Origin of the sequence: Vibrio sp. VPAP30 (genome assembly GCF_001188205.1) — a bacterium.
Taxonomy (GTDB): Bacteria; Pseudomonadota; Gammaproteobacteria; order Enterobacterales; family Vibrionaceae; genus Vibrio; species Vibrio bivalvicida.
This window is the reverse complement of the sequence record NZ_LBLS01000043.1, coordinates 369,438-388,986: the sequence shown is the minus strand read 5'-3', so window position 1 is coordinate 388,986 and position 19,549 is coordinate 369,438. Positions and strand designations below refer to the sequence as shown.

The following is a 19,549-nucleotide window of genomic DNA, read 5'->3' as shown; positions in this document are numbered from 1 at the left end:
TCTTCTTGATAATAACTCTCACACACAAAAAAGGCGAACCTAATGGCTCGCCTCAATTCATGGTATGTCATTAATCATAAAACGGTTTATCAAGCCCTGCCCGTGTTAGTAAGCCATCACATGGCGCAAAGCGGTCTCCGTACTTCTGAGCATGCTCATTCATGATTTCAACTAGCTTCTTAATTCCAATCTGATCCATATAGCGGAATGGTCCACCAAGGAAAGGAGGGAAACCAATACCAAAGATCGCACCAATGTCGCCATCTCTTGGGCTGCGAATGATACCTTCATCCAAACAACGAACGGCTTCATTGAGCATCGGCAGCACACAACGCATAGCGATATCTTTTTCTGCCATCTTAGATTCAGGATTTAAACTCAGTAGCTTATAAACTGACTTATCGACTTCTTTCTTTTTACCTTTGTAGGTATAGAAGCCTTTGCCACTCTTACGCCCTTTACGATTATCGTTTAACAATTTATCGAACACGTCTGGCCCCTGAAAACGATCACCAAGCTCAGCTACTAAAATAGGCATGATCTTGGCGCCGATATCGACACCGACTTCATCAAGCAAGGTTATTGGACCGACCGGAAAACCAAAATTTAATAACGCATTATCAAGCTGTTCAATTGGCTCACCGACCATAAGCACTTGAGCCGCTTCATTCATATAGGGCGCGAGTATACGGTTAACGTAAAAGCCTGCACAATCTTTGACTACAATCGGTGTTTTACCCTGCTTGCGAGCAAACTCAACCACAGTCGAAATCGTTTCATCCGATGTTCCATGGTGTGGGATCACCTCAACCAAAGGCATTTTTTCTACTGGGCTGAAGTAATGTAGCCCAACGACATTCTCTGGACGTGCAGCTTTTTCAGCAATTTGATGTATAGGTAGAGAAGAGGTGTTGGTTGCAAAGATAGTGCTATCTTTCGCGTTACTCTCAATATCTGCAACCATTTGTTGTTTTAGATTCAAGTCTTCAAATACGGCTTCAACCACGATATCGGTGTGATTGAAAGTTGTAAAATCCGTCCCGCCAGAAAGCTGAAGCATTTTGCTTTGTTGCTGAGCTTTAGAAATGATACGGCGCTTTCTTTGCTTGTCGAACAGCTTGTAGTTGTATTTAAGCGCGTTAAGCACACCATCATTTGAGACATCTTTAACACGCACAGGCACTTTGGCTTTGGCGATACTTACATGACTAATGCCCGCCCCCATAAGACCGCCCCCAAGTACCGCAGCGCGTTCAATGGATTTTGGTTGAGCATCGCTGCCATTTTCTTTCTTCATTTCTGTGGTTGCAAAGAAAATTGAACGTAGCGCTTTCGATTCAGAAGTCATCACTAGCTCACCAAAGCGCTCAGCTTCCTTCTTCTGGCCTTTTTCAAAGCCCTTTTCTAGACCAAATCGAATTACTTCTAAAATCGCATCAGCCGCAGGGTAATTACCGCGAGTTTTCTCATTGGTTTTCTTTGCCGCCTGCTCGAAAATAACTTTACGCCCTAGCCCAGTATTAGAAATTAGCTTCTCTTTGGCCGGGACTTTACGTTTGCCCTTCTTCTTGCCTACATTTTTCTCTACAAAGCTTTTAGCAACATCGAGCAAAATTGTGTGTGGGACAACTGCATCTGCCACACCAAGTTTCTTCGCCTTCTTGGCACGTAGCTGTTTACCCGTCAAAATCAAGTCTAGCGACGGTAGCAAACCAATGAGCCGGGGCAAGCGTTGCGTTCCGCCCGAGCCAGGTAGCAAACCTAGCTGAACTTCAGGTAAACCAAGACGAGTTTTATCCGAATCCGTACACACGCGGTAATCACACGCTAAAGCGAGCTCCAGCCCGCCACCTAAGCAAGGGCCATGAATAGCGGCAACTACTGGATAAGGCAGATCGGATAGTTGCTGGAACATCTGTTGGCCTTTTTCCGCCAGTGCTTGGGCTTCTTTGGCGCTGGTACAAGCGTCAAGCATACGAACATCGGCACCCGCAATGAAGTTGTCTGGCTTTAAAGAGTGTACAACCAGACCTTTAATTGCCGCCCCTTTTTCAGCAAGTTGGCCGAAGATCGCTTCCATTTCCTCTGCAAATGCCGCTTGAAGGGTATTCATCTTTTCGCCAGGAACATCTATAGAAAGCCAAGCGATATCTTGATCATCAATTGATAAGTTAAATGCTGTTTTCTCGCTCATTACTCGACCTCCAGTACCATAGCTGCGCCTAATCCACCTGCCGCACATGCAGTATTCAGTGCTAAACCACCACCTCTGCGCTGTAGTTCACGCAACGTTTGCGTAATCATACGAGCACCTGTCGCAGCAAATGGGTGACCATAAGCGATTGAGCCACCTAGCACGTTAAATTTATCCATATCAATTTCGCCAATCGCTTTTGAACGGCCGAGTTTTTCTTTAGCAAACTGTGCACTACCGAACATCTTTACGTTTGAAAGTGCTTGAGCTGCGAATGCTTCGTGCATATCTATCAAGGTAAGATCAGAAAGCTCAATACCCGCGCGATCAAGCGCCATAGGAGTGGCGTAAGAAGGCCCCATTAACATGTCACTCTCTACCCCGATAGCTGAGAAAGCATAAGAGCGAATGTATCCCATGATATCTAGGCCAAGCTCTTTTGCTTTACCTTCACGCATCAACATAATCGCCGCTGCGCCATCAGTTAATGGTGTACTATTTGCCGCAGTCACGCTGCCGTATTGACGATCAAATGCCGGGCGAAGTTTTGCGTAACCTTCGATAGTCGAGTCTTCGCGAATGTTATTATCTTTCGCGATCCATTTCTTGTACGGCTCTGGGAATGCGGTCATCACTTCCCCTTCGATCTTACCTTCATTCCAAGCTTGAGCAGCAAGAGAATGAGAACGGTGGGCGAGTTCGTCTTGTGCTTGGCGAGTAATGCCGTGTGACTTCGCCATTTGTTCCGCTGTCTGGCCCATAGATAGCCCAGTCGAGTATTCGGCAACCGCTGGTGGGACAGGCATAAGGTCTTTCAAAGAAAGTGTCTTTAGAATTTTTAGCTTTTGGCTCAGTGTTTTTGTTTTACTTAACGCCAACAAATTAGCCGCCAGTTTTTTAGACACACCAATAGGCAACACCGAAGAAGAATCCGCTCCACCCGCAATGCCAACATCGATTGTTCCAGCCATAATGCTTTCTGCAACGTTCACCGCTGATTGAAAACTTGTCGCACAAGCACGAGTCACGCTATAAGCATCAGTATGAATGTGCATTCCAGTGCCGAGAACAATCTCACGAGCAATGTTTGGCGCTTCAGGCATTTGCACAACCTGACCAAATACGACCTGCTCAATCAGCTTTGGATCGATTTCTGTACGAGCAAGCATGTCGCTCACTACCATTTTACCCAAGTCCACTGCGGGAACTTGACTAAACTCCGTACTTTGACGTGCAAACGGCGTTCGCAACCCAGCGACAATCGCCACGCGTTCTCCTGAGCGAGTTTTAACTTCCTGCTTGCCCATTGTTACTCCTTAATAAATAGAGGTCTGACCAGAATCATTGTAACGAGAATGTTAATTCAATCAAACGGTCGTTTGAATAAACGTGACTTACAACAGATTCCGCTACTATAACTAGAATTACGGTAAATAGTATCGTGAAGAAAAATCGTTAAGTTAGGTAGGTGTGAGATCTAATGAACTACACCGAAAAGCCTATACGAAAGGCAAAAAAAAACCACACAGAACTGTGTGGTTGGAATATATAAAGCAATTAACTTACGCCAATTGAAATAATCAGTTTCCTGATTAGGAGAAAGTAAAGTCAGCCTTCAAAAGGAAGTGTCATCTTGCTCAACTTGTCAGTGAAACACCGACTAGATGACAGGTGTTACTATAACCGTTAGAGTTGGCTAGATTTTGAAATAGATCAATTTTAAGTGGAATACTGCCCTATAGATGCTGTTATATTTCACTTTACCTATTCACATCATCAATTAGTGGTGCATTTGACCAATGGTCATCGAAAACTTAGAGCTTGCTACATTCAACCGTGGATATTGCTCTAAAACTATAGAGCAAAAGACAACAATAAAAATCACAGAGCAACGAGGGAGGCTCCTGTGTCAATCATAAATATTTTTGGAAAGAAAAAGTCCAAAGATCCGGTCAACTCGGATATGGACAGACAAAGAAAATACGAAGCGCTCGTCAGGGCCTACCATAGGGACTTATACCGATACGCCTATTGGTTGTGTAAAGACCCAACCGTTGCAGAAGATCTGGTGCAAGAAACCTGCCTGCGAGCGTGGAAATCTCTTGATAGCCTGCAAGATGAAAAAGCAGCCAAGTCTTGGCTCATCACCATATTAAGGCGCGAGAACGCACGTCGATTCGAGCGCAAACAATTTGATCTGGTTGATATCGATGACCACGGCAATGATGCTAAGGTCTCGGACGATCCTCACCATCAGACACAATGGGTTCAGGCGCAGATAATGAAGCTTGAGGAAGACTACCGTGAGCCTTTGTTCCTTCAAGTAGTCGGAGGATTTAGCGGCGAAGAGATTGGTGAGATCTTAGGCCTAAACAAAAATACAGTGATGACTCGACTATTCAGAGCGAGAAACCAGCTTAAAGAGATGTTAGATTCAGACAAAACTCATAGGGGGCAGCAAAATGGATGAATTAGAATTTCGCCGACGCATTATGTCCGATCCTAAACAGAGAGATGGCGAGGTAAATGCAGCGCTAAAAGAGAATGAACAAAATGCGCAATTCGCAGATGAAGTCCTCGAACTCGACAAACAAATTGCGAAAGCGATGACTGTCGACGTGCCAGAAGATCTCGCAGACCGAATTTTATTTAATCAAACCTCTGTTAGTAGAGATAATGTGGTGCGCCCGAACTTTGCTCGTAAAGCGATGGCAATGGCTGCATCAGTAGCTTTTGTTGCAGGTTTACTAGTTGGCCAGCTCAATTGGGGGAACTTAGTTGTATCACCTGCACAAGCGAGCCTAGCTTCAACAGCAATGAAACATGTTGTAAATGAGAAGCCTTTCGTCGACCGACTGGATGAGCAAGTAAAGTCTTCACAGATCAATGCGAAGATGATGCCATTTGACCATCAGTTGTCAGACTCTTTCCCTTACCACGTGTACTACTTAAATCACTGTGGCTTTGGCAAAACCAACGCTCTACACATGGTATTCCAAGGAGAAAAAGGCAAAGTCACACTATTTTTGACCGGCATTCCATCGAATCAAGCCGTCGACTTTAACGAAGATGGTATGACAGGCATTGTTGAGCCTATGGGTGATACCAGTTTGATCATCGTTGGCGAACAAGGTGAAAATGTCGCTAAGATCGCAGAAAGCGTATCCAAAATCATCAAACCCATGACTTAACAAAATCGCAACATTTTGTGACCAACATCATGGCTTGGACATCGCGCCCAAGCCATTTTTTTAGCATAAAATTAGAGTCAAGACTCTAAAAAGGCGCTTTTTGCAGCACTTTCCTGCCAGATACACATCATTTCCATAATTTTATCGTCCTGATCGGCAATGGTCGGATTTCTATATCATATACTTGAGTCTAGTATCAGCCACCACTGAGCTTTTGCTCAAATAATATCGTCCACTAGAGACGAACAAAAAGGAAAAAGCACAAATGAACAAGACGCGTCTGTTTAAAAAATCACTATTAGCCGTGACTATCACAACCGCTACTTTAGCTTCGCAGCAAGCTCTCGCTGCCGGTTTCCAACTTAACTCTCAATCTGCAACTGGCCTAGGCCGAGCATTTGCAGGCGATGCTGTCATCGCAGACAACGCTTCGGTAATGTCTCGCAACGCAGCGGCAATGTCTCTATTTGACCGTACTGAAATTTCTGTTGGTTTTAACGTTATTGACTCGAAAGTAGAGATCAAAGACGCTACGTATACTTCCCCTCTACCAGGTAGTACACCAACTTCGTTAGATAACACGACAAATGATGCAACATCTGTTGTCCCTAACCTTTATGTCGTTCACCCAGTCAATGATCAGTTTGCCGTCGGTCTAGGTATTTACTCTAACTTCGGTACGACCAACGAGTTTGATAGCAGCTGGGGCAAAGGCACTGGCTCTGTTATTACAGGTGGCGCACAACCAGTTGTGGTACCTGGTGCAGACGGGTTTGGTGGTGTTACTAACGTAACTACTACAAACATTGCCTTACTTGGCTCGTATCGTATCAACGAGCAATGGAGTGTTGGTGGTGGTCTAGATATCATCTACGGTGAAGGTGAACTAAAGCGTCAATCAGAAATGAATGTGTTCGTCGGTGCGACACCGACAGGAACCACAAGCACTCAGCAACTAATGGATATCGATGCATCGGGTTGGGCAGTTGGTTTTAACCTAGGTACCGTATTTGAAATGGATGAAAACAACCGTTTCGGTTTAAGCTACCATTACAGTCCAGAGAAAGAAGTAAGCGGCACAGTTTCTTACAGCGGTAATTCGAACATTGGCGATCTAAAAATCCCACTACCAGATATGTTTGAGTTCTCTGGTTATCACCGCATTGAAGACACTAAATTTGCCGTTCACTACAGCGTACAGTGGATCGGTTGGAGTGCATTTGACCGCCTAGCAACGACCAATGGTACAGAGATTAAAGAGTACAAATGGAAAGATACTTTCCACTACTCAATCGGTGGTACTTACTACGTAAATGAGAACTGGGAAGCTCGTATCGGTTACATGTTCGATGAAGGGGTGCAAGACGAGCTAACTTCAGTATCTGTACCAGACTCTGACCGTCAGTGGTTCTCAGCAGGTGCGACTTACCATATCAATAAAGATCAGGCTCTTGATGTAGGCTTTACTTACCTAGTGGGTAAAGATAAGCAAGTTAATGATACGATCGGTACAGTTAAGCTAGATACGACGACCAAGGCGACAGCGATGCTGTTTGGTGTTCAGTACACTCATAAATTCTAAACTAAGCTTACATTATCTACGCAAAGGTCAGCATTCGCTGGCCTTTTCTTTGCCTCTAACCTACTCTGATATCTAAATTTCTGTCAGTTCGTGATCCAATGTTTACGGGTTTTAGCGCACAGGTGTACTCAAGCCTCTGCTTTTGGCACTACAAACGTTCGCTGAAATCAGCACACACGCCGTTAACATACAGAATAAAACACTAAAAAATACCCATGGACTAATTGATAGCTTCAAAAACTCGAAATACAGTGTTTTTAATTTTTAAAGTAATAACTCTAACCTTATCATCGCCCGACGCAAATAAAACCAATTCAGCGAACATTACAATGAAAACAAATAAGACTCTTTTATCACTTGCCGTCGCTTGTGGTCTAGTGGCAACCTCATCGACTGTTAACGCAGCAGGCTTTCAATTAGCAGAATACTCAGCAACGGGCTTAGGCCGCGCATACGCAGGTGAAGCGGCAATGGCAGACAACGCAAGCGCACAGTGGCGCAACCCTGCTATGCTGACTTACCTTGAAGGTACTCAGATCTCCACTGGTGCGATTTATGTTGATCCAAATGTCGATGTTAATGGCAACATCGATGGCTCAAAAGCTCAAGTAACTCTACCAGATTCATCCGTGTCTTCATCAGACTTTGCCAACGACGCTATTATCCCAAACTTGTACATTTCACATCGTTACTCGGACGAGTTTGCAGTGGGTTTTGCGCTAGGTACAAACTACGGTATGGAAACAAACCTCGGTAACGACTTTGCCGCTGCTCACTTTGGCAACGAAGCTAGTGTAACAACCATGGAAGCAAACCTAAATCTAGCTTACAAACTCAACGACAGTGTGAGCTTTGGTGGTGGTCTGCGCTATGTAATGGGTGAAGGTAGTTTTGGAGCTAAAACACCGAAAAGTAACCTTGTATCACCAGGCAATGTTACAACTCTCAAATATATGGAAGGTGACGACACTGCGTTCGGTTGGCAAGCAGGTACAGCATGGCAAATAAACGAAAACCATCGTATTGGCTTGGCATACAAATCTGAAGTAGAACTAAAGTTAGAAGGTTATGCTACTGGTATTGGTTTCGACCCAGCATTGGCCAATGCTCGTGATAATGGCTATATGAACTTAGCATTACCAGCTACCGCAGAACTAGCGAGTTTTCATCAGCTTACCAACCAACTTGCTATTCACGCCAGCATCAATTGGACTGACTGGAGCAGTTTCGAGAAACTTGAAGCCCAGCTAGATACGTACGGCACTAAAATGGTTAAAGAGGAAAACTGGAAAGACAACTACCGTTTTGCTCTTGGTGCTACTTACCAAGTAGACTCTAAGCTAGCAGTACGTACTGGCGTCGCATATGATACTTCAGCAGTTAGTGATCAGAACCGTACGATTACTATTCCGGAAACAGATCGTACTTGGCTAAGTCTTGGTGCAACATATGAGTTTACTAAGCAGTTTACCCTTGACGGTGGTCTGACTTACATTATCGCTAGAGACGCTCCAATCACTGAGTCTCGAGGTTATGCATCAGATGATGACGCACAGGCAATTGGTGGTCAGTTTATTGGTGAAGTGAGTGGCAACGTATGGCTAATCGGCCTACAAGCGAACTACACTTTCTAGTCATCGAAGCACGTTTAGAAAAAGGCTTGGAATTTTCCAAGCCTTTATTGTCTCCAGTAACTTTTGACTAAAACTCTTCTAAGTACTCGTCTAATAGCTCTTCTTCTTCGTGGTTATAGTCATCTTTTTCGATCTCAGCATTATAAGCTTGACGCTGAAGATACGCATCTCGTGCAACAGCATAAGGATCGGGAGAGTTTTCAAGCAGGGCTTCTTGGTTTACTAAAGCAGCCCGTGTTTCCATCCCTTCTAACGCCCATTTACTTAAGCCAGCCCAAAAATTCAGAAATGACAGCGGGACATAGGTTTTGTCAACAAAGTCCGACGCCTCTCTAACCGTCCAAGGACCATAACCGGGCACCATCACATAAGGCCCATTGCCTACACCATAGTGACCTACCGCATCACTAAAGGTTTTCTCATTGTGGTCTGTAATACCTGCTTCAGAAGCAATATCGATTAGGCCAACAATACCAAAGGTTGAGTTGATCCAAAAACGGTTAAAGTGATCGACCGCTTTCTCACCATTACCCATAATGATGTTATTGACCATACTTGCAGGCTCGTCTAGGTTGCCTAAAAAATTGCTAATACCTGTACGAATTGGCGAGGGTATATAGTTTACGTATGCTAAAGAAACGGGTCTAACGAAATAAGGATCTAGATAGTCGTAGTTTAACGCCCACATTGAGCGGTTAAAGCTTTCCATCGGGTCATAGACTTGCGGTTCGCTGAAAGCAGAATCGTCTTCAGGTGCTGACGCACACCCGGTTAGCGCAAAGGCTAAACACAAGATCCCTATTTGCAACGTGCTTTTTTTCATTATTATAAATCCATAAAAAAGGCCGGTAATGTTACCGGCCTTCGTATATTCATAATCAACAATTATCAATATTGACTATCAATTATAACTTCAACTGGTTCACCCATTCTAACGGCTTCGCTCTCTCCAAACCAGTCCCCTTGTTTGGTTGCAACGTTACCATCACTGTCTATACGAACGCGCACCATCAAAGATTCAAGTGACGATAGTTTTCTATCTTCCAACATACTGTTGCCATCATCTAAGACAACGGTTCGTGGGAAAGTTCCAAGCGGGTATCTTGCTGCCGCTACTGGCATTGGCGAACCATCAGCAGTATGCACAGAAACAATCAGCGAAGAATTTGGATCGGCATTGATATCGTCCGCTAAAGAGATACTGACCGATACTGACTTACCTGTTCCCACCTTCTGCCCCATCTGCTTCTGAGCATTTTCGATACTTCTAGAAAGCATTTCATAGCGGCTGTCTTTCGGGCCTATCATCTGCTGCATGATGCTCCAATAACGAACAGCAGCAGGATAATCTTTCCTTTCATAAGCATCAAATGCCAAAAGTGAGAATACTCGTAAATCAACATAATCTTGTTGAACTAGCTGTCCTAGTAAGCGACGTGCTTTATCTTGATCACTATCATCTTGAGACAACATTAGCGCTTGAGCATAACCTAACATCACATCTGGATTATCTGACTCTAGATTATAGGCCTTTTTCATCGCCCCAACAGCAGTGCCCACATCTCGGTTAGCGAGTGCAATCCGACCAAGCAGCAGCCAGCCTGTGGAATCATCAGGTTGGTAGTGCAAACGAGTACGCAAAGCCAAAGTGAGATCTTGCATTTCATCTTCGCTCAGAGCGGCACCTTCTGGTGACATTAGCTTCTTAGACAGCGCTGGTAAGTTAGCACTAACTTCATGCCATTTCTGCACATCTTCAGATGCTCCAAATTTGAAGTACAGCCCATATGACAATCCGATAACCAACAAAGTAGAAGGAACAATGACCGCTAGAGCAGAAATACGACTCTCTTGTTTCTGTTGCTCTTCGTGCGGTATATCATCAAGGAGCGACTGTTTTAGATCCTCAATTAACTCTTGTTGGTTTTCGACTAAACCTTCATCTGTCTCTTCTTCTAGCTCTTCCAAACGATCTTTATAGAACGCTTTGTTGAGTTCATCACGAAGCTCTTCATCGATATTTGATTTCTTCTTGATAAAAGGCAGCGCTATTAGCAATACGCTAACGGCAACTAGAATGACAGAAGCTATCCAAAATAGTGTCATTACTGCTTATCTCCATCATTCTTTTCATCAAGCAGCGCTTTTAAGCGTGCTTCTTTTTCTTCATCCCACTGCTTTGCACCTTCAGCAACGGTAGCCTTACGTTTTCGGCTTCGGACTAAGATGAATCCAAAACCAAACAAAACTACTGCAATAGGGCCAAGCCACAAGATAGAAGTGGCCATTGTAAATGGCGGATTATAAGTGACAAAGTTGCCGTAGCGAGCGATCATATAGTCGATTATTTCTTGCTTCGATTTGCCCGCTTTCGTCATTTCATACACTTTCTCGCGCAAATCGACGGCAAGTTCAGCATTTGAATCAGCTATAGTGTTGTTCTGACATTTTGGGCAACGTAGCGTATCACCTAGCTCTTTGAACTGCAGTTCTTGCTCTAACGTATCAAATTCATGGATTTCAATCGCCGCATGAGAGACCACAGCAAAGCTCAAACTTGCGAGTAACGCCATCATCCATTTTTTCATGATTTCGCCTCCGCTAGCATTGCCTCGTACATTGGCTTTAACGTCTCATTCCAGTTGCGGTCGTTAACGTCACCAACATGGCGGTAGCGGATAATGCCATTAGCATCAATGAGGAATGTCTCAGGCGCGCCATAAACACCTAAATCGAGCCCAAGCATTCCGTTGCCATCAAATAAGCTAATCAGGTAAGGGTTACCTAGGTCATTTAACCAACCAACTGCTTTGTCACGCTGATCTTTGTAATTAAGACCGATGATTTTTACCCCACTCGCAGCTAGCTCATTGAGATACTGGTGCTCCGCATAACAAGTTGGACACCAAGTTGCCCAAACATTGAGAAGCAACGGTTCCCCTTTAAATATCGCTTGGTCGTATAACTTGCCAGGCTCGGCGAGGTCTTCTAAACGAAACTCAGGAACGTGCTTGCCCACGAGCACAGATTCAAGCTTAGTTGGATCGTCGCCATGTTGGTTTTTGATCAACTGGGTCGCAAAAACAGCGACCAAGCCCAAAAATGCCACTAAGGGAATAAACAGAAACTTCTTATTCATTATGCCTCCTGCTTCTTCGCACTATTTCTAAAACGGTAGCGTTTATCACTAATAGCAATCGCACCACCTAGTGCCATAAACAGTGAACCAGCCCATATCCAACGCACAAACGGTTTGTGGTAAATACGCACAGCCCAAGATTTGTTATCGCCTAGACGTTCACCCATCGCAATGTACAAATCGCGAGTAATACCACGATCAATCGCGGCTTCAGTCATCATAGAACGCGCTGTAGTATAGAAGCGTTTCTCCGCATGCAGAGTATTGATGTATTTCCCGTCGCGAGTGATCTTAAAGTCTGCAATATATCCATCATAGTTTGGACCGTCTTTGTCACGCAGCCCTTCAAAATGGAAATCGTAGCCTTGAATCTGGATATGCTCCCCTGGAGCCAAGCGAACATCTCGCTCGATACTGTAGTTCTGCACCATTGCAATGCCGATCACACTTACAGCTAAACCAAGGTGACCGAACATCATCGCCCAGTGGCTACGCTGAAGTTTTTTCACACCTTCAAAAAATGGATGACGATGAGTGGCACGTTCATATAGTTCAAAGCCATGCAAACAAATGATCCATAGCGCCATTACCCAGCCAAGATAAGCCATAAACAGGAAGTGTTCTGAGAGCAGAGTAACGAATACACCCGCGAGGACTAGCGACACTACGCCTGAAATCAGCATAGGTTTCCTCAGCGCAGATAGATTGTCACGCTTCCATCGGATCAGAGGACCAATACCAAGCAAAAAGGCAAACGGGATCATTAACCAAGCAAACAGCATGTCAAAGAATGGCGCACCAATGGACACTGAACCTAAACCAATCTGTTTGTGTACTAATGGCAATAATGTGCCGACAAGTACAACAACAAGCGCTGCAATCAGCAGAACGTTGTTAGCGAGTAATGCGTTTTCACGCGATACCAAATCGAAGTTACCGCGAACTCTTACTGACGCGCCTTTAAGTGCGAACAGCAGCAGTGAACCACCGATAACAAACACAAGGAAACCTAAGATAAACATACCTCGTGATGGATCAGAGGCAAACGCATGTACTGAAACCAAAATCCCTGAACGAACAAGGAACGTCCCCAACAAACTGAGTGAGAATGCAGAAATAGCAAGCAGTACTGTCCACGCTTTAAACGTACCGCGTTTTTCTGTGACTGCTAGTGAGTGCATTAATGCAGTACCCGCTAACCACGGCATAAACGATGCGTTTTCTACTGGATCCCAGAACCACCAACCGCCCCAGCCGAGTTCGTAATATGCCCACCAAGAGCCTAGTGCGATACCAAGTGTTAAAAATAACCAAGCAGCGGTTGTCCAAGGACGAGACCATCGGGCCCATGCCGTATCTAAGCGACCGGTCATTAGTGAAGCAATCGCAAAAGAGAAGGCTACCGAGAAACCCACGTACCCCATGTAGAGCATAGGAGGGTGAATAATTAAGCCCGGGTCTTGCAGAAGCGGGTTCAAATCTCGACCATCTACAGGAAAGAACGGCAAAGTACGTAGGAATGGATTCGATGTCAGAATAATAAACAGCAAGAAGCCGACTGTAATCAAACCCATCACTGCCAACACGCGCGCTACCGACTCTTGTGGCATACCGCGACTGAATGTGGCTACTGCAACGGTCCACGCGGCTTGGATCAATACCCAAAGCAGCAGCGAGCCTTCATGCGCACCCCAAACTGCGGTTAAACGATAATACCAAGGCAACTGGCTATTAGAGTTACTGGCCACGTAATTGAGGGTAAAATCATTGGTGTAAAACGCCCATAGCAAAATGGCGAAAGAGATCGATAAAAGTAAGAACATGCCCCAAGACAAAGGTCTTGCGCTGTTCATTAGCAATGTATTGTTTCGAGATGCACCAACCAGTGGCAAGATACTTAGCAATACTGCCAATGCCAAAGAGATGATCAGTGCAAAGTGACCTATTTCAGCAATCATTGACCGCTTCCTTGTTTCTGTTGTTCTGAGTATTGCAACGGTTCATGGGTCTTCTTCATCGCTTCAGCAATTTCTGGTGGCATGTACTCTTCATCGTGCTTAGCCAAGACTTCAAACGCCTGTATCGTTGTCGCATCTTTCAATACACCCTGAGCAACAATACCCTGCCCTTCACGAAATAGATCAGGAAGAATACCGTCATAAACGATGGTGACTTTTGGACCGACATCATGTAAATCGAACGATACGCGCAATGACTCTGGATCTCGCTTTACCGATCCAACAACGACCATACCACCAATGCGTAGGCGCTGACCTACCTCTGGCTTTGTCCCATCAGGCTTACCATTAACAAGCTCAGTCGGTGTATAGAAAAGATCCATATTCTGATTAAGTGCATAAAGCATCAAACCTAATGTGGCACTGATACCAATAAAGATCGCAAGAACAATGCCGAGCCTCTTTTTACGTCTTGGGTTCATAATGTGTTCTCCAAATTTTTCGCCGCGTCAATTCGTGCTTGTCTGTCTACTTTTGCTTGTACTTCAGAGAGTAGCGATTGACCTCTTCTCACACTTAATACCAATAGAAAGAGCATGACACCAAATGTGACACCAAATGCAGTCCAGACATAACCGGCATAGCCGCCCATGGCAAAGAAATCACTCAAAGACTCAAAATGCATGTTTAACTCCCTCTCTGAGATTTATTCGCAGCTAACTCAACCACCCACGGGCGATGACTCTCTTTACTAATGATTTCGTTGCGCAGACGAATCATAGTGACTGAGCCAAAGAAGAAAGCAAATCCAAATATGTTCAATAGCAACGGCCACAACATATTGCTAGAAATTGAAGGCTTTTCAAACTTAGTGATCGTTGCGCCTTGATGAAGGGTGTTCCACCACTCAACTGAGAAATGAATAATCGGTAGGTTTACCACTCCGACAATTGCCAAGATACCTGCTGCTTTTGCTGCCGTTTTCTGATCGTCGAATGCATGATAAAGAGCAATCACACCTAAGTAGAGGAAAAGAAGAATAAGTTCGGAGGTTAAACGGGCATCCCATACCCACCATGTACCCCACATCGGCTTGCCCCAGATCGCCCCAGTTAAAAGAGCAATAAAGGTGTAAACTGCACCAATGGGAGCCATCGCCGATGCCGCCATATCTGACAAACGGATCTGCCATACGATACCAATGAAGGCTGCAATAGCCATAGACATATAAACGCCCATTGACCAAATCGCAGAAGGGACATGTATGTAGATAATTCTAAAGCTATCACCCTGCTGGTAATCAGAAGGTGCGAAAGCTAATCCCCACACTGTGCCGACGGTTAAACACACCAGCGCCAGTACGGAGAACCAGGGCAAAAGCTTACCACATAACTGGTAGGCTGATTCGGGCTTGGCATAGGGATGGAGCCATTTCCACATCGTCGTTCTCACTCTTACTTCAGTTCGTTTAACTTATTTTGTTAAACAATTATTAGTTTTGTAATTTATATAAAGGGGAAATTTCGTGCTTGATCAAAAACAACTAATTGACACTTACTCTGAGTGCCGCACTAATAGCAAACGGTGTCAGGGTCATTGCCCCCATAAACATCGCGCCTAATATAGCCAATTGTCCGTTATACGCCATTCCAAGCGACGCAGCATCAATGGCAGACGTCGCAAATATCAATATTGGAATGTAAAGCGGTAAAACAAGCAGACTGAGCAGCACGCCCCCTTTCTGCAGCCCAACGGTCAGTGCAACACCGATAGCACCAATAAAACTCAGCGTCGGTGTGCCTATCAGTAGTGTCAATACCACCGCTAACCAAGTGTTGAAGTCTAACGACAACAATATGGACAGCAATGGACTAATCAGAATTAGTGGCAAACCAGTTAACAACCAATGTGCGATGACTTTTGAAATCACCACTATGGGCAATGGAACAGGCATCAACATCATCTGTTCTAACGCGCCATCTTGAAAGTCGTCACGAAGCAAACGTTCAAGAGACAATAAAGCAGAGAGTAGAGCCGCAACCCAAACGATACCAGCCGCAATACGAGCCAGTAGGTTTGGCTCTGGACCAATACTTAGCGGAAACAGTGTAATAACAATAATAAAAAACCACAGAGGATTAAAGATATCTGCTTGGCGGCGAAAAGCGATGAGCAGCTCGCGTCTTATAATACTGTTCATAGTGCCTAGCATGTTCAATTACCTAACTTAATTTTTCTTAGTTTTGGGTTATCTGCGAACATATCTTGGTGCGTAGTCAGCATAACGATACCACCATTTTCCGCATGTTGAAGAAACAGAGATTCAAGCACTTTCACACCCTGTTTATCAATCGCAGTCAAAGGCTCATCTAGTATCCACAATTTGTGATCACTCAACCACAATCGGGCTAATGCCACTCGACGCTGTTGGCCCGCTGACAATTGAGCCACTGGGACATCTTCTCGCCCCGCCAACCCGACCTTGGTGAGAGCATTGAAAATGGTTTGCTTGTCGACTGGCTTGCGTGAATGAATACTTAGATAAAAACGCAAATTTTCGTAGGCCGTTAGTTCGCGCTTAACACCTGTTTGGTGGCCTAGAAAGAGAAGATCTTGATGAAAAGCATCTCGGTTAGACTCAATGTTCTCACCACTCCAATAGATGTCGCCATTGTCGCGGTCGCCTAATCCCGTAATGATACGCAGTAAGGTGGTTTTTCCTGTACCGTTTCGCCCTTCTACTTGAACTAATTCTCCAGACTCTATGGAAAAAGATAGGGATTCAAAGAGAATTCTTTCATCTCTTATTGCTGTCAGTTGAGATACTTCTAACATTTGCGGTCACTAGGTAAACTTTGAGCTAACATCTTACCACAGCCTTTTCATCGCAAAATAGAATTAGACCTATACGAATCACGAAACTAAGTAAGAATCTGTTAATATTCAAACATAAATCGTATTAACTACCACTAAATAGTTACATTCAAATATAAAAAAAGTGCCCTAAGACACTTTTTATTCAGCCGGTCATTTCGCGCTTCGTTTTTTGGTCGCAAACTTTTGCCGCTGGGGGCGAGTTTCAAGGGGCGGGACTTTCTCTTTACCCGATATTTTGTTCTGCAACGACATCATCAGCTCAGCTTCCGCTTTTGGTAACTCACACTCCTCTATGAGCTCATTAACGTCAGCTCCTAGCTGAACCATTTTACTTGCTCGCGAGTATAAACGACCATCACTGTCTGCTTGTTCTAGTTCTGTGATACGCTCATTTAAATGCTGGATAATATCTTGCTGCTCGCTGACCTTTTGTCCGAGTCCAACAACAACCGAGCGAACTTCTAGAAGCTGTTTGCTCGCTTTTTGCAGCTCTTTGTCTAGATGACGATTTTGTTGGCGTAAGTGCTCGGCAGAACGAACTTGGCCACGTTTAAGTCGAAATAACGCTAAGCAGATAAACAGAAAAATTAACGCTATTGCCCCAGCAACAACTGGAGCACTGGTCATCCAACTCATGTCCATTATAGGTGAGCCATCTCATCCCACTCGTCATCAGTCAGCAGCTTGTTAAGATCAACCAAGATAAGTAGCTTGCCATCACGGTTGCTAACACCTTGGATAAACTTAGCACTTTCATCTGTACCAACACTTGGTGTTGTATCGATCTCTGATGAGCGTAGGTAAACAACTTCAGCAACGCTATCCACTAGGATACCGATAACTTGGTGCTCAGATTCAATCACAATAATGCGCGTATTGTCTGTGATTTCACCTTCCATCAAACCAAAACGAGAGCGTGTATCAATAACAGTAACCACGTTACCACGCAGGTTTATAATACCGAGAACATAGTCTGGTGCTCCTGGCACTGGCGCAATTTCAGTATAACGAAGTACTTCTCGTACCTGCATTACATTGATGCCATAGGTTTCTTCTTCTAGCTGGAACGTCACCCACTGAAGCACTTCGTCGTTAGACTGCTCTTTTCTTACTTCTACTTCATTTGTTTGAGACATACCTTATCCTCTCTAAGCCTAAATCGGCACAAATGTTCTAATTATCTAATGCTTTAACATCAAGTCCTGCATTAAGCATAGCTATCAATGCTTCAACGTGGATCAAAGCACACATTTTTTCTTTTACCATACCAGCAAGCCAAGGGCGTTTTCCTGCCGTTTCTCGCCAGCGGACCATTTCTGGATTTAAAGCTTCAGTACCCATTAGCTGTGTTGATGCTAGGCCCCACATGCTTGCACCTAGCATCACTATATATTGGTACTTCTCTTTGTAACTGTCGTCTTGTAGCTTCTCAGCCATCACCCATTTTGCAGTGTCTACAACATCTAATTGCGCTTCACGGCTGGTCTGTAACCCTAAGTACCAATCTGGACGGCCAATTAAATGGTTTAGCTCGGCTATTCTATGAATACCGCCTAGCTCATCAAGCGGGACTGCAAAAGTCACGCTATTGACATCAAAATAGAGCACTTGAAAGGCAACATCTCGTTGCGTTGAGTGCCAAACACCAATCTCACTGCCACCAGCCTGTGTTTCAAGGTCCTGCTCAGGTTCAATACTGGCATCGACTGCTACGTCTGGCTCAGATATCACTGGTTCAGCGACAACTTCATCAAGGTCGGGCACATCAACCTTAGGTTCTGGCTCTTCAACCAAAATTTCGGGTTCTTCAACAACCCACTCTTGAATCTCTTCTTCTTCAACGGCAATTTCTGTCTGAACTTGAGCAATATCAGCTGTGTTTTTCTCCATCACCTCTTCAAGTTCTAGCTCAGCAACTGGGTTGGTGTTTTCTAACTGCTCTAACAGACGTTCAACATCTTCTAGGTTAGGGACCTCAACCTCTTCAGTTGGAAGTTGGTAATAGCTTTTTTCTTCTACTGATTGAACCATCGGGTCTAGGTTAGACTCTTCATCAAGTTCAGTACCAGCGGCAGGGACTACAGACAACTCTGGCGTTTGTTCCTGCGTGCTTTCACTTACCTCTACGTCGAGAGACTCTTCTAATAAAGCAGAAAAGTAGTCATCTAATGCTTGTTCACTTGAAAGCGAAGAGTGGTTAGTCATCAATCGCTAACCTCTCTAAATAAATCAACAGTTGCTTATAAGCAAACACCCCCCTACTGCCCGATGCAAAATGGGACACGGGTAAATGCTTTAAGCTAGCATCCCTAAATTTAGTATCAATTGGTACGGCTGACGACCATACCTGACTTGGATAATCTTTCTTAAGCTGTTGCAAAGTCTGCAATGACGCTCGTGTTCGTTTATCGTACATGGTTGGCACAATCGTGACATTGAATGATTTATTGCGCGACTTTTGCATAATTGCCAAAGTGCGAATCATTCGTTCTAGGCCTTTCATTGCCAAGAACTCTGTCTGTACGGGGATAAGGATTCTGTCACTTGCTGCCAAGGCGTTAACCATCATCACACCAAGAATTGGCGGACAATCGATCAGCACGTAATCATAGCGCTCCTTGATAGCGAGGAGCGCGCGCTTGAGGATAAGACCCATACCGCTACGATTACCCATAACACGATCCAACGTCGCCAGAGACATATGAGCCGGAATCAAATCTATACCTTCAATATCAGACTGCATCACAAGTGGCATAACCGTTTGTTCGGTATACTCTTTTAACTGAAACAAATCGAATAAGCTAACAGGCACACTGTCCGAGTCATAGCCTAGGTAAGTAGTTAGCGAAGCATGTGGATCCGTGTCAACCAGTAAAACGCGCTTACCTTGCTTGCTAAGTAAGCCAGCTAGCGTAATGGTTGTTGTGGTTTTACCGACCCCGCCTTTTTGGTTTGCTATGCTCCAAACAATCAT

The 19,549-nt window shown here is 44.5% G+C and carries 20 protein-coding genes; 4 read left to right on the top strand and 16 right to left on the bottom strand.

Translation table 11 applies throughout. From position 1 onward, the window contains the following. Positions 1-70: 70 nt before the first annotated feature. Entirely contained in the window at positions 71-2,194 is a 2,124-nt protein-coding gene (gene fadJ / locus ZX61_RS22055) for a fatty acid oxidation complex subunit alpha FadJ (protein WP_049846732.1), read from the bottom strand. Continuing rightward, the gene (gene fadI, locus ZX61_RS22050; protein ID WP_049846731.1) at positions 2,194-3,501 is read right to left on the bottom strand and encodes an acetyl-CoA C-acyltransferase FadI; all 1,308 of its coding nucleotides are present in this window, start codon (positions 3,499-3,501) and stop codon (positions 2,194-2,196) included. Before fadI ends, fadJ begins: the two co-directional genes overlap by 1 nt. A gap of 599 nt (positions 3,502-4,100) precedes the next feature. On the opposite strand from fadI, the gene ZX61_RS22045 reads away from it, so the two are divergent. From ZX61_RS22045 to ZX61_RS22030, 4 genes are all read left to right on the top strand, one after another. After that, on the top strand, positions 4,101-4,664 hold the full coding sequence (locus ZX61_RS22045; RefSeq protein ID WP_049846730.1) for a sigma-70 family RNA polymerase sigma factor: 564 nt from the start codon (positions 4,101-4,103) through the stop codon (positions 4,662-4,664). Beyond that, positions 4,657-5,385 (top strand): DUF3379 domain-containing protein, encoded by a 729-nt coding sequence (locus tag ZX61_RS22040; protein ID WP_049846729.1) that lies wholly within the window; start codon positions 4,657-4,659, stop codon positions 5,383-5,385. The genes ZX61_RS22045 and ZX61_RS22040 overlap by 8 nt, the downstream gene beginning before the upstream one ends. A gap of 265 nt (positions 5,386-5,650) precedes the next feature. Further along, the gene (locus ZX61_RS22035) at positions 5,651-6,967 is read left to right on the top strand and encodes an outer membrane protein transport protein (RefSeq protein ID WP_049846728.1); all 1,317 of its coding nucleotides are present in this window, start codon (positions 5,651-5,653) and stop codon (positions 6,965-6,967) included. Positions 6,968-7,296: 329 nt separating this feature from the next. After that, a complete protein-coding gene (locus ZX61_RS22030) occupies positions 7,297-8,601 on the top strand; it encodes an outer membrane protein transport protein (RefSeq protein WP_049846727.1) in 1,305 nt (434 codons plus the stop codon). 67 nt (positions 8,602-8,668) lie between these two features. Here ZX61_RS22030 and ZX61_RS22025 read toward each other — a convergent pair whose 3' ends face one another. The 14 genes from ZX61_RS22025 to ZX61_RS21960 form a co-directional block, all read right to left on the bottom strand. Then, complete coding sequence (locus ZX61_RS22025; protein WP_049846726.1) at positions 8,669-9,424, bottom strand: MlaA family lipoprotein; 756 nt, start codon at positions 9,422-9,424, stop codon at positions 8,669-8,671. 65 nt (positions 9,425-9,489) lie between these two features. Beyond that, a complete protein-coding gene (gene ccmI, locus ZX61_RS22020) occupies positions 9,490-10,707 on the bottom strand; it encodes a c-type cytochrome biogenesis protein CcmI (protein WP_049846725.1) in 1,218 nt (405 codons plus the stop codon). Further along, positions 10,707-11,189, bottom strand: a complete 483-nt coding sequence (locus ZX61_RS22015) for a cytochrome c-type biogenesis protein (protein ID WP_049846724.1) — start codon at positions 11,187-11,189, stop codon at positions 10,707-10,709. Before ZX61_RS22015 ends, ccmI begins: the two co-directional genes overlap by 1 nt. Continuing rightward, positions 11,186-11,740 (bottom strand): DsbE family thiol:disulfide interchange protein, encoded by a 555-nt coding sequence (locus ZX61_RS22010; protein ID WP_049846723.1) that lies wholly within the window; start codon positions 11,738-11,740, stop codon positions 11,186-11,188. The genes ZX61_RS22015 and ZX61_RS22010 overlap by 4 nt, the downstream gene beginning before the upstream one ends. Continuing rightward, entirely contained in the window at positions 11,740-13,698 is a 1,959-nt protein-coding gene (locus ZX61_RS22005; RefSeq protein ID WP_049846722.1) for a heme lyase CcmF/NrfE family subunit, read from the bottom strand. The genes ZX61_RS22010 and ZX61_RS22005 overlap by 1 nt, the downstream gene beginning before the upstream one ends. Then, positions 13,695-14,180, bottom strand: a complete 486-nt coding sequence (ccmE, locus tag ZX61_RS22000) for a cytochrome c maturation protein CcmE (protein WP_049846721.1) — start codon at positions 14,178-14,180, stop codon at positions 13,695-13,697. Before ccmE ends, ZX61_RS22005 begins: the two co-directional genes overlap by 4 nt. Beyond that, positions 14,177-14,383, bottom strand: coding sequence for a heme exporter protein CcmD (gene ccmD / locus ZX61_RS21995; protein ID WP_049846720.1), 207 nt, complete (start codon positions 14,381-14,383; stop codon positions 14,177-14,179). The genes ccmE and ccmD overlap by 4 nt, the downstream gene beginning before the upstream one ends. Positions 14,384-14,385: 2 nt before the next feature. Continuing rightward, entirely contained in the window at positions 14,386-15,138 is a 753-nt protein-coding gene (locus ZX61_RS21990; RefSeq protein ID WP_049846719.1) for a heme ABC transporter permease, read from the bottom strand. Between the two features lie 103 nt (positions 15,139-15,241). Then, the gene (gene ccmB, locus ZX61_RS21985) at positions 15,242-15,910 is read right to left on the bottom strand and encodes a heme exporter protein CcmB (RefSeq protein WP_049846718.1); all 669 of its coding nucleotides are present in this window, start codon (positions 15,908-15,910) and stop codon (positions 15,242-15,244) included. A gap of 2 nt (positions 15,911-15,912) precedes the next feature. Then, positions 15,913-16,533: a cytochrome c biogenesis heme-transporting ATPase CcmA gene (gene ccmA, locus ZX61_RS21980; protein ID WP_049846717.1), complete on the bottom strand. Its 621-nt coding sequence runs from the start codon at positions 16,531-16,533 to the stop codon at positions 15,913-15,915. Positions 16,534-16,725: 192 nt separating this feature from the next. Continuing rightward, positions 16,726-17,217, bottom strand: a complete 492-nt coding sequence (locus ZX61_RS21975; RefSeq protein ID WP_049846716.1) for a DUF2802 domain-containing protein — start codon at positions 17,215-17,217, stop codon at positions 16,726-16,728. Further along, complete coding sequence (locus ZX61_RS21970; protein ID WP_049846715.1) at positions 17,217-17,711, bottom strand: chemotaxis protein CheW; 495 nt, start codon at positions 17,709-17,711, stop codon at positions 17,217-17,219. Before ZX61_RS21970 ends, ZX61_RS21975 begins: the two co-directional genes overlap by 1 nt. A gap of 37 nt (positions 17,712-17,748) precedes the next feature. Beyond that, on the bottom strand, positions 17,749-18,780 hold the full coding sequence (locus ZX61_RS21965) for a chemotaxis protein CheW (protein ID WP_049846714.1): 1,032 nt from the start codon (positions 18,778-18,780) through the stop codon (positions 17,749-17,751). Continuing rightward, complete coding sequence (locus tag ZX61_RS21960) at positions 18,773-19,549, bottom strand: ParA family protein (RefSeq protein WP_049846713.1); 777 nt, start codon at positions 19,547-19,549, stop codon at positions 18,773-18,775. The genes ZX61_RS21965 and ZX61_RS21960 overlap by 8 nt, the downstream gene beginning before the upstream one ends.

Coding starts and splice junctions, on each gene's coding strand:
- fadJ (WP_049846732.1), bottom strand. CDS start 2,194: ATGAGCGAGAAAACAGCATTTAACTTATCAATTGATGATCAAGATATC.
- fadI (WP_049846731.1), bottom strand. CDS start 3,501: ATGGGCAAGCAGGAAGTTAAAACTCGCTCAGGAGAACGCGTGGCGATT.
- ZX61_RS22040 (WP_049846729.1), top strand. CDS start 4,657: ATGGATGAATTAGAATTTCGCCGACGCATTATGTCCGATCCTAAACAG.
- ZX61_RS22035 (WP_049846728.1), top strand. CDS start 5,651: ATGAACAAGACGCGTCTGTTTAAAAAATCACTATTAGCCGTGACTATC.
- ZX61_RS22030 (WP_049846727.1), top strand. CDS start 7,297: ATGAAAACAAATAAGACTCTTTTATCACTTGCCGTCGCTTGTGGTCTA.
- ZX61_RS22025 (WP_049846726.1), bottom strand. CDS start 9,424: ATGAAAAAAAGCACGTTGCAAATAGGGATCTTGTGTTTAGCCTTTGCG.
- ccmI (WP_049846725.1), bottom strand. CDS start 10,707: ATGACACTATTTTGGATAGCTTCTGTCATTCTAGTTGCCGTTAGCGTA.
- ZX61_RS22015 (WP_049846724.1), bottom strand. CDS start 11,189: ATGAAAAAATGGATGATGGCGTTACTCGCAAGTTTGAGCTTTGCTGTG.
- ZX61_RS22010 (WP_049846723.1), bottom strand. CDS start 11,740: ATGAATAAGAAGTTTCTGTTTATTCCCTTAGTGGCATTTTTGGGCTTG.
- ZX61_RS22005 (WP_049846722.1), bottom strand. CDS start 13,698: ATGATTGCTGAAATAGGTCACTTTGCACTGATCATCTCTTTGGCATTG.
- ccmE (WP_049846721.1), bottom strand. CDS start 14,180: ATGAACCCAAGACGTAAAAAGAGGCTCGGCATTGTTCTTGCGATCTTT.
- ccmD (WP_049846720.1), bottom strand. CDS start 14,383: ATGCATTTTGAGTCTTTGAGTGATTTCTTTGCCATGGGCGGCTATGCC.
- ZX61_RS21990 (WP_049846719.1), bottom strand. CDS start 15,138: ATGTGGAAATGGCTCCATCCCTATGCCAAGCCCGAATCAGCCTACCAG.
- ccmB (WP_049846718.1), bottom strand. CDS start 15,910: ATGCTAGGCACTATGAACAGTATTATAAGACGCGAGCTGCTCATCGCT.
- ccmA (WP_049846717.1), bottom strand. CDS start 16,533: ATGTTAGAAGTATCTCAACTGACAGCAATAAGAGATGAAAGAATTCTC.
- ZX61_RS21975 (WP_049846716.1), bottom strand. CDS start 17,217: ATGGACATGAGTTGGATGACCAGTGCTCCAGTTGTTGCTGGGGCAATA.
- ZX61_RS21970 (WP_049846715.1), bottom strand. CDS start 17,711: ATGTCTCAAACAAATGAAGTAGAAGTAAGAAAAGAGCAGTCTAACGAC.
- ZX61_RS21965 (WP_049846714.1), bottom strand. CDS start 18,780: ATGACTAACCACTCTTCGCTTTCAAGTGAACAAGCATTAGATGACTAC.
- ZX61_RS21960 (WP_049846713.1), bottom strand. CDS start 19,549: ATGATTGTTTGGAGCATAGCAAACCAAAAAGGCGGGGTCGGTAAAACC.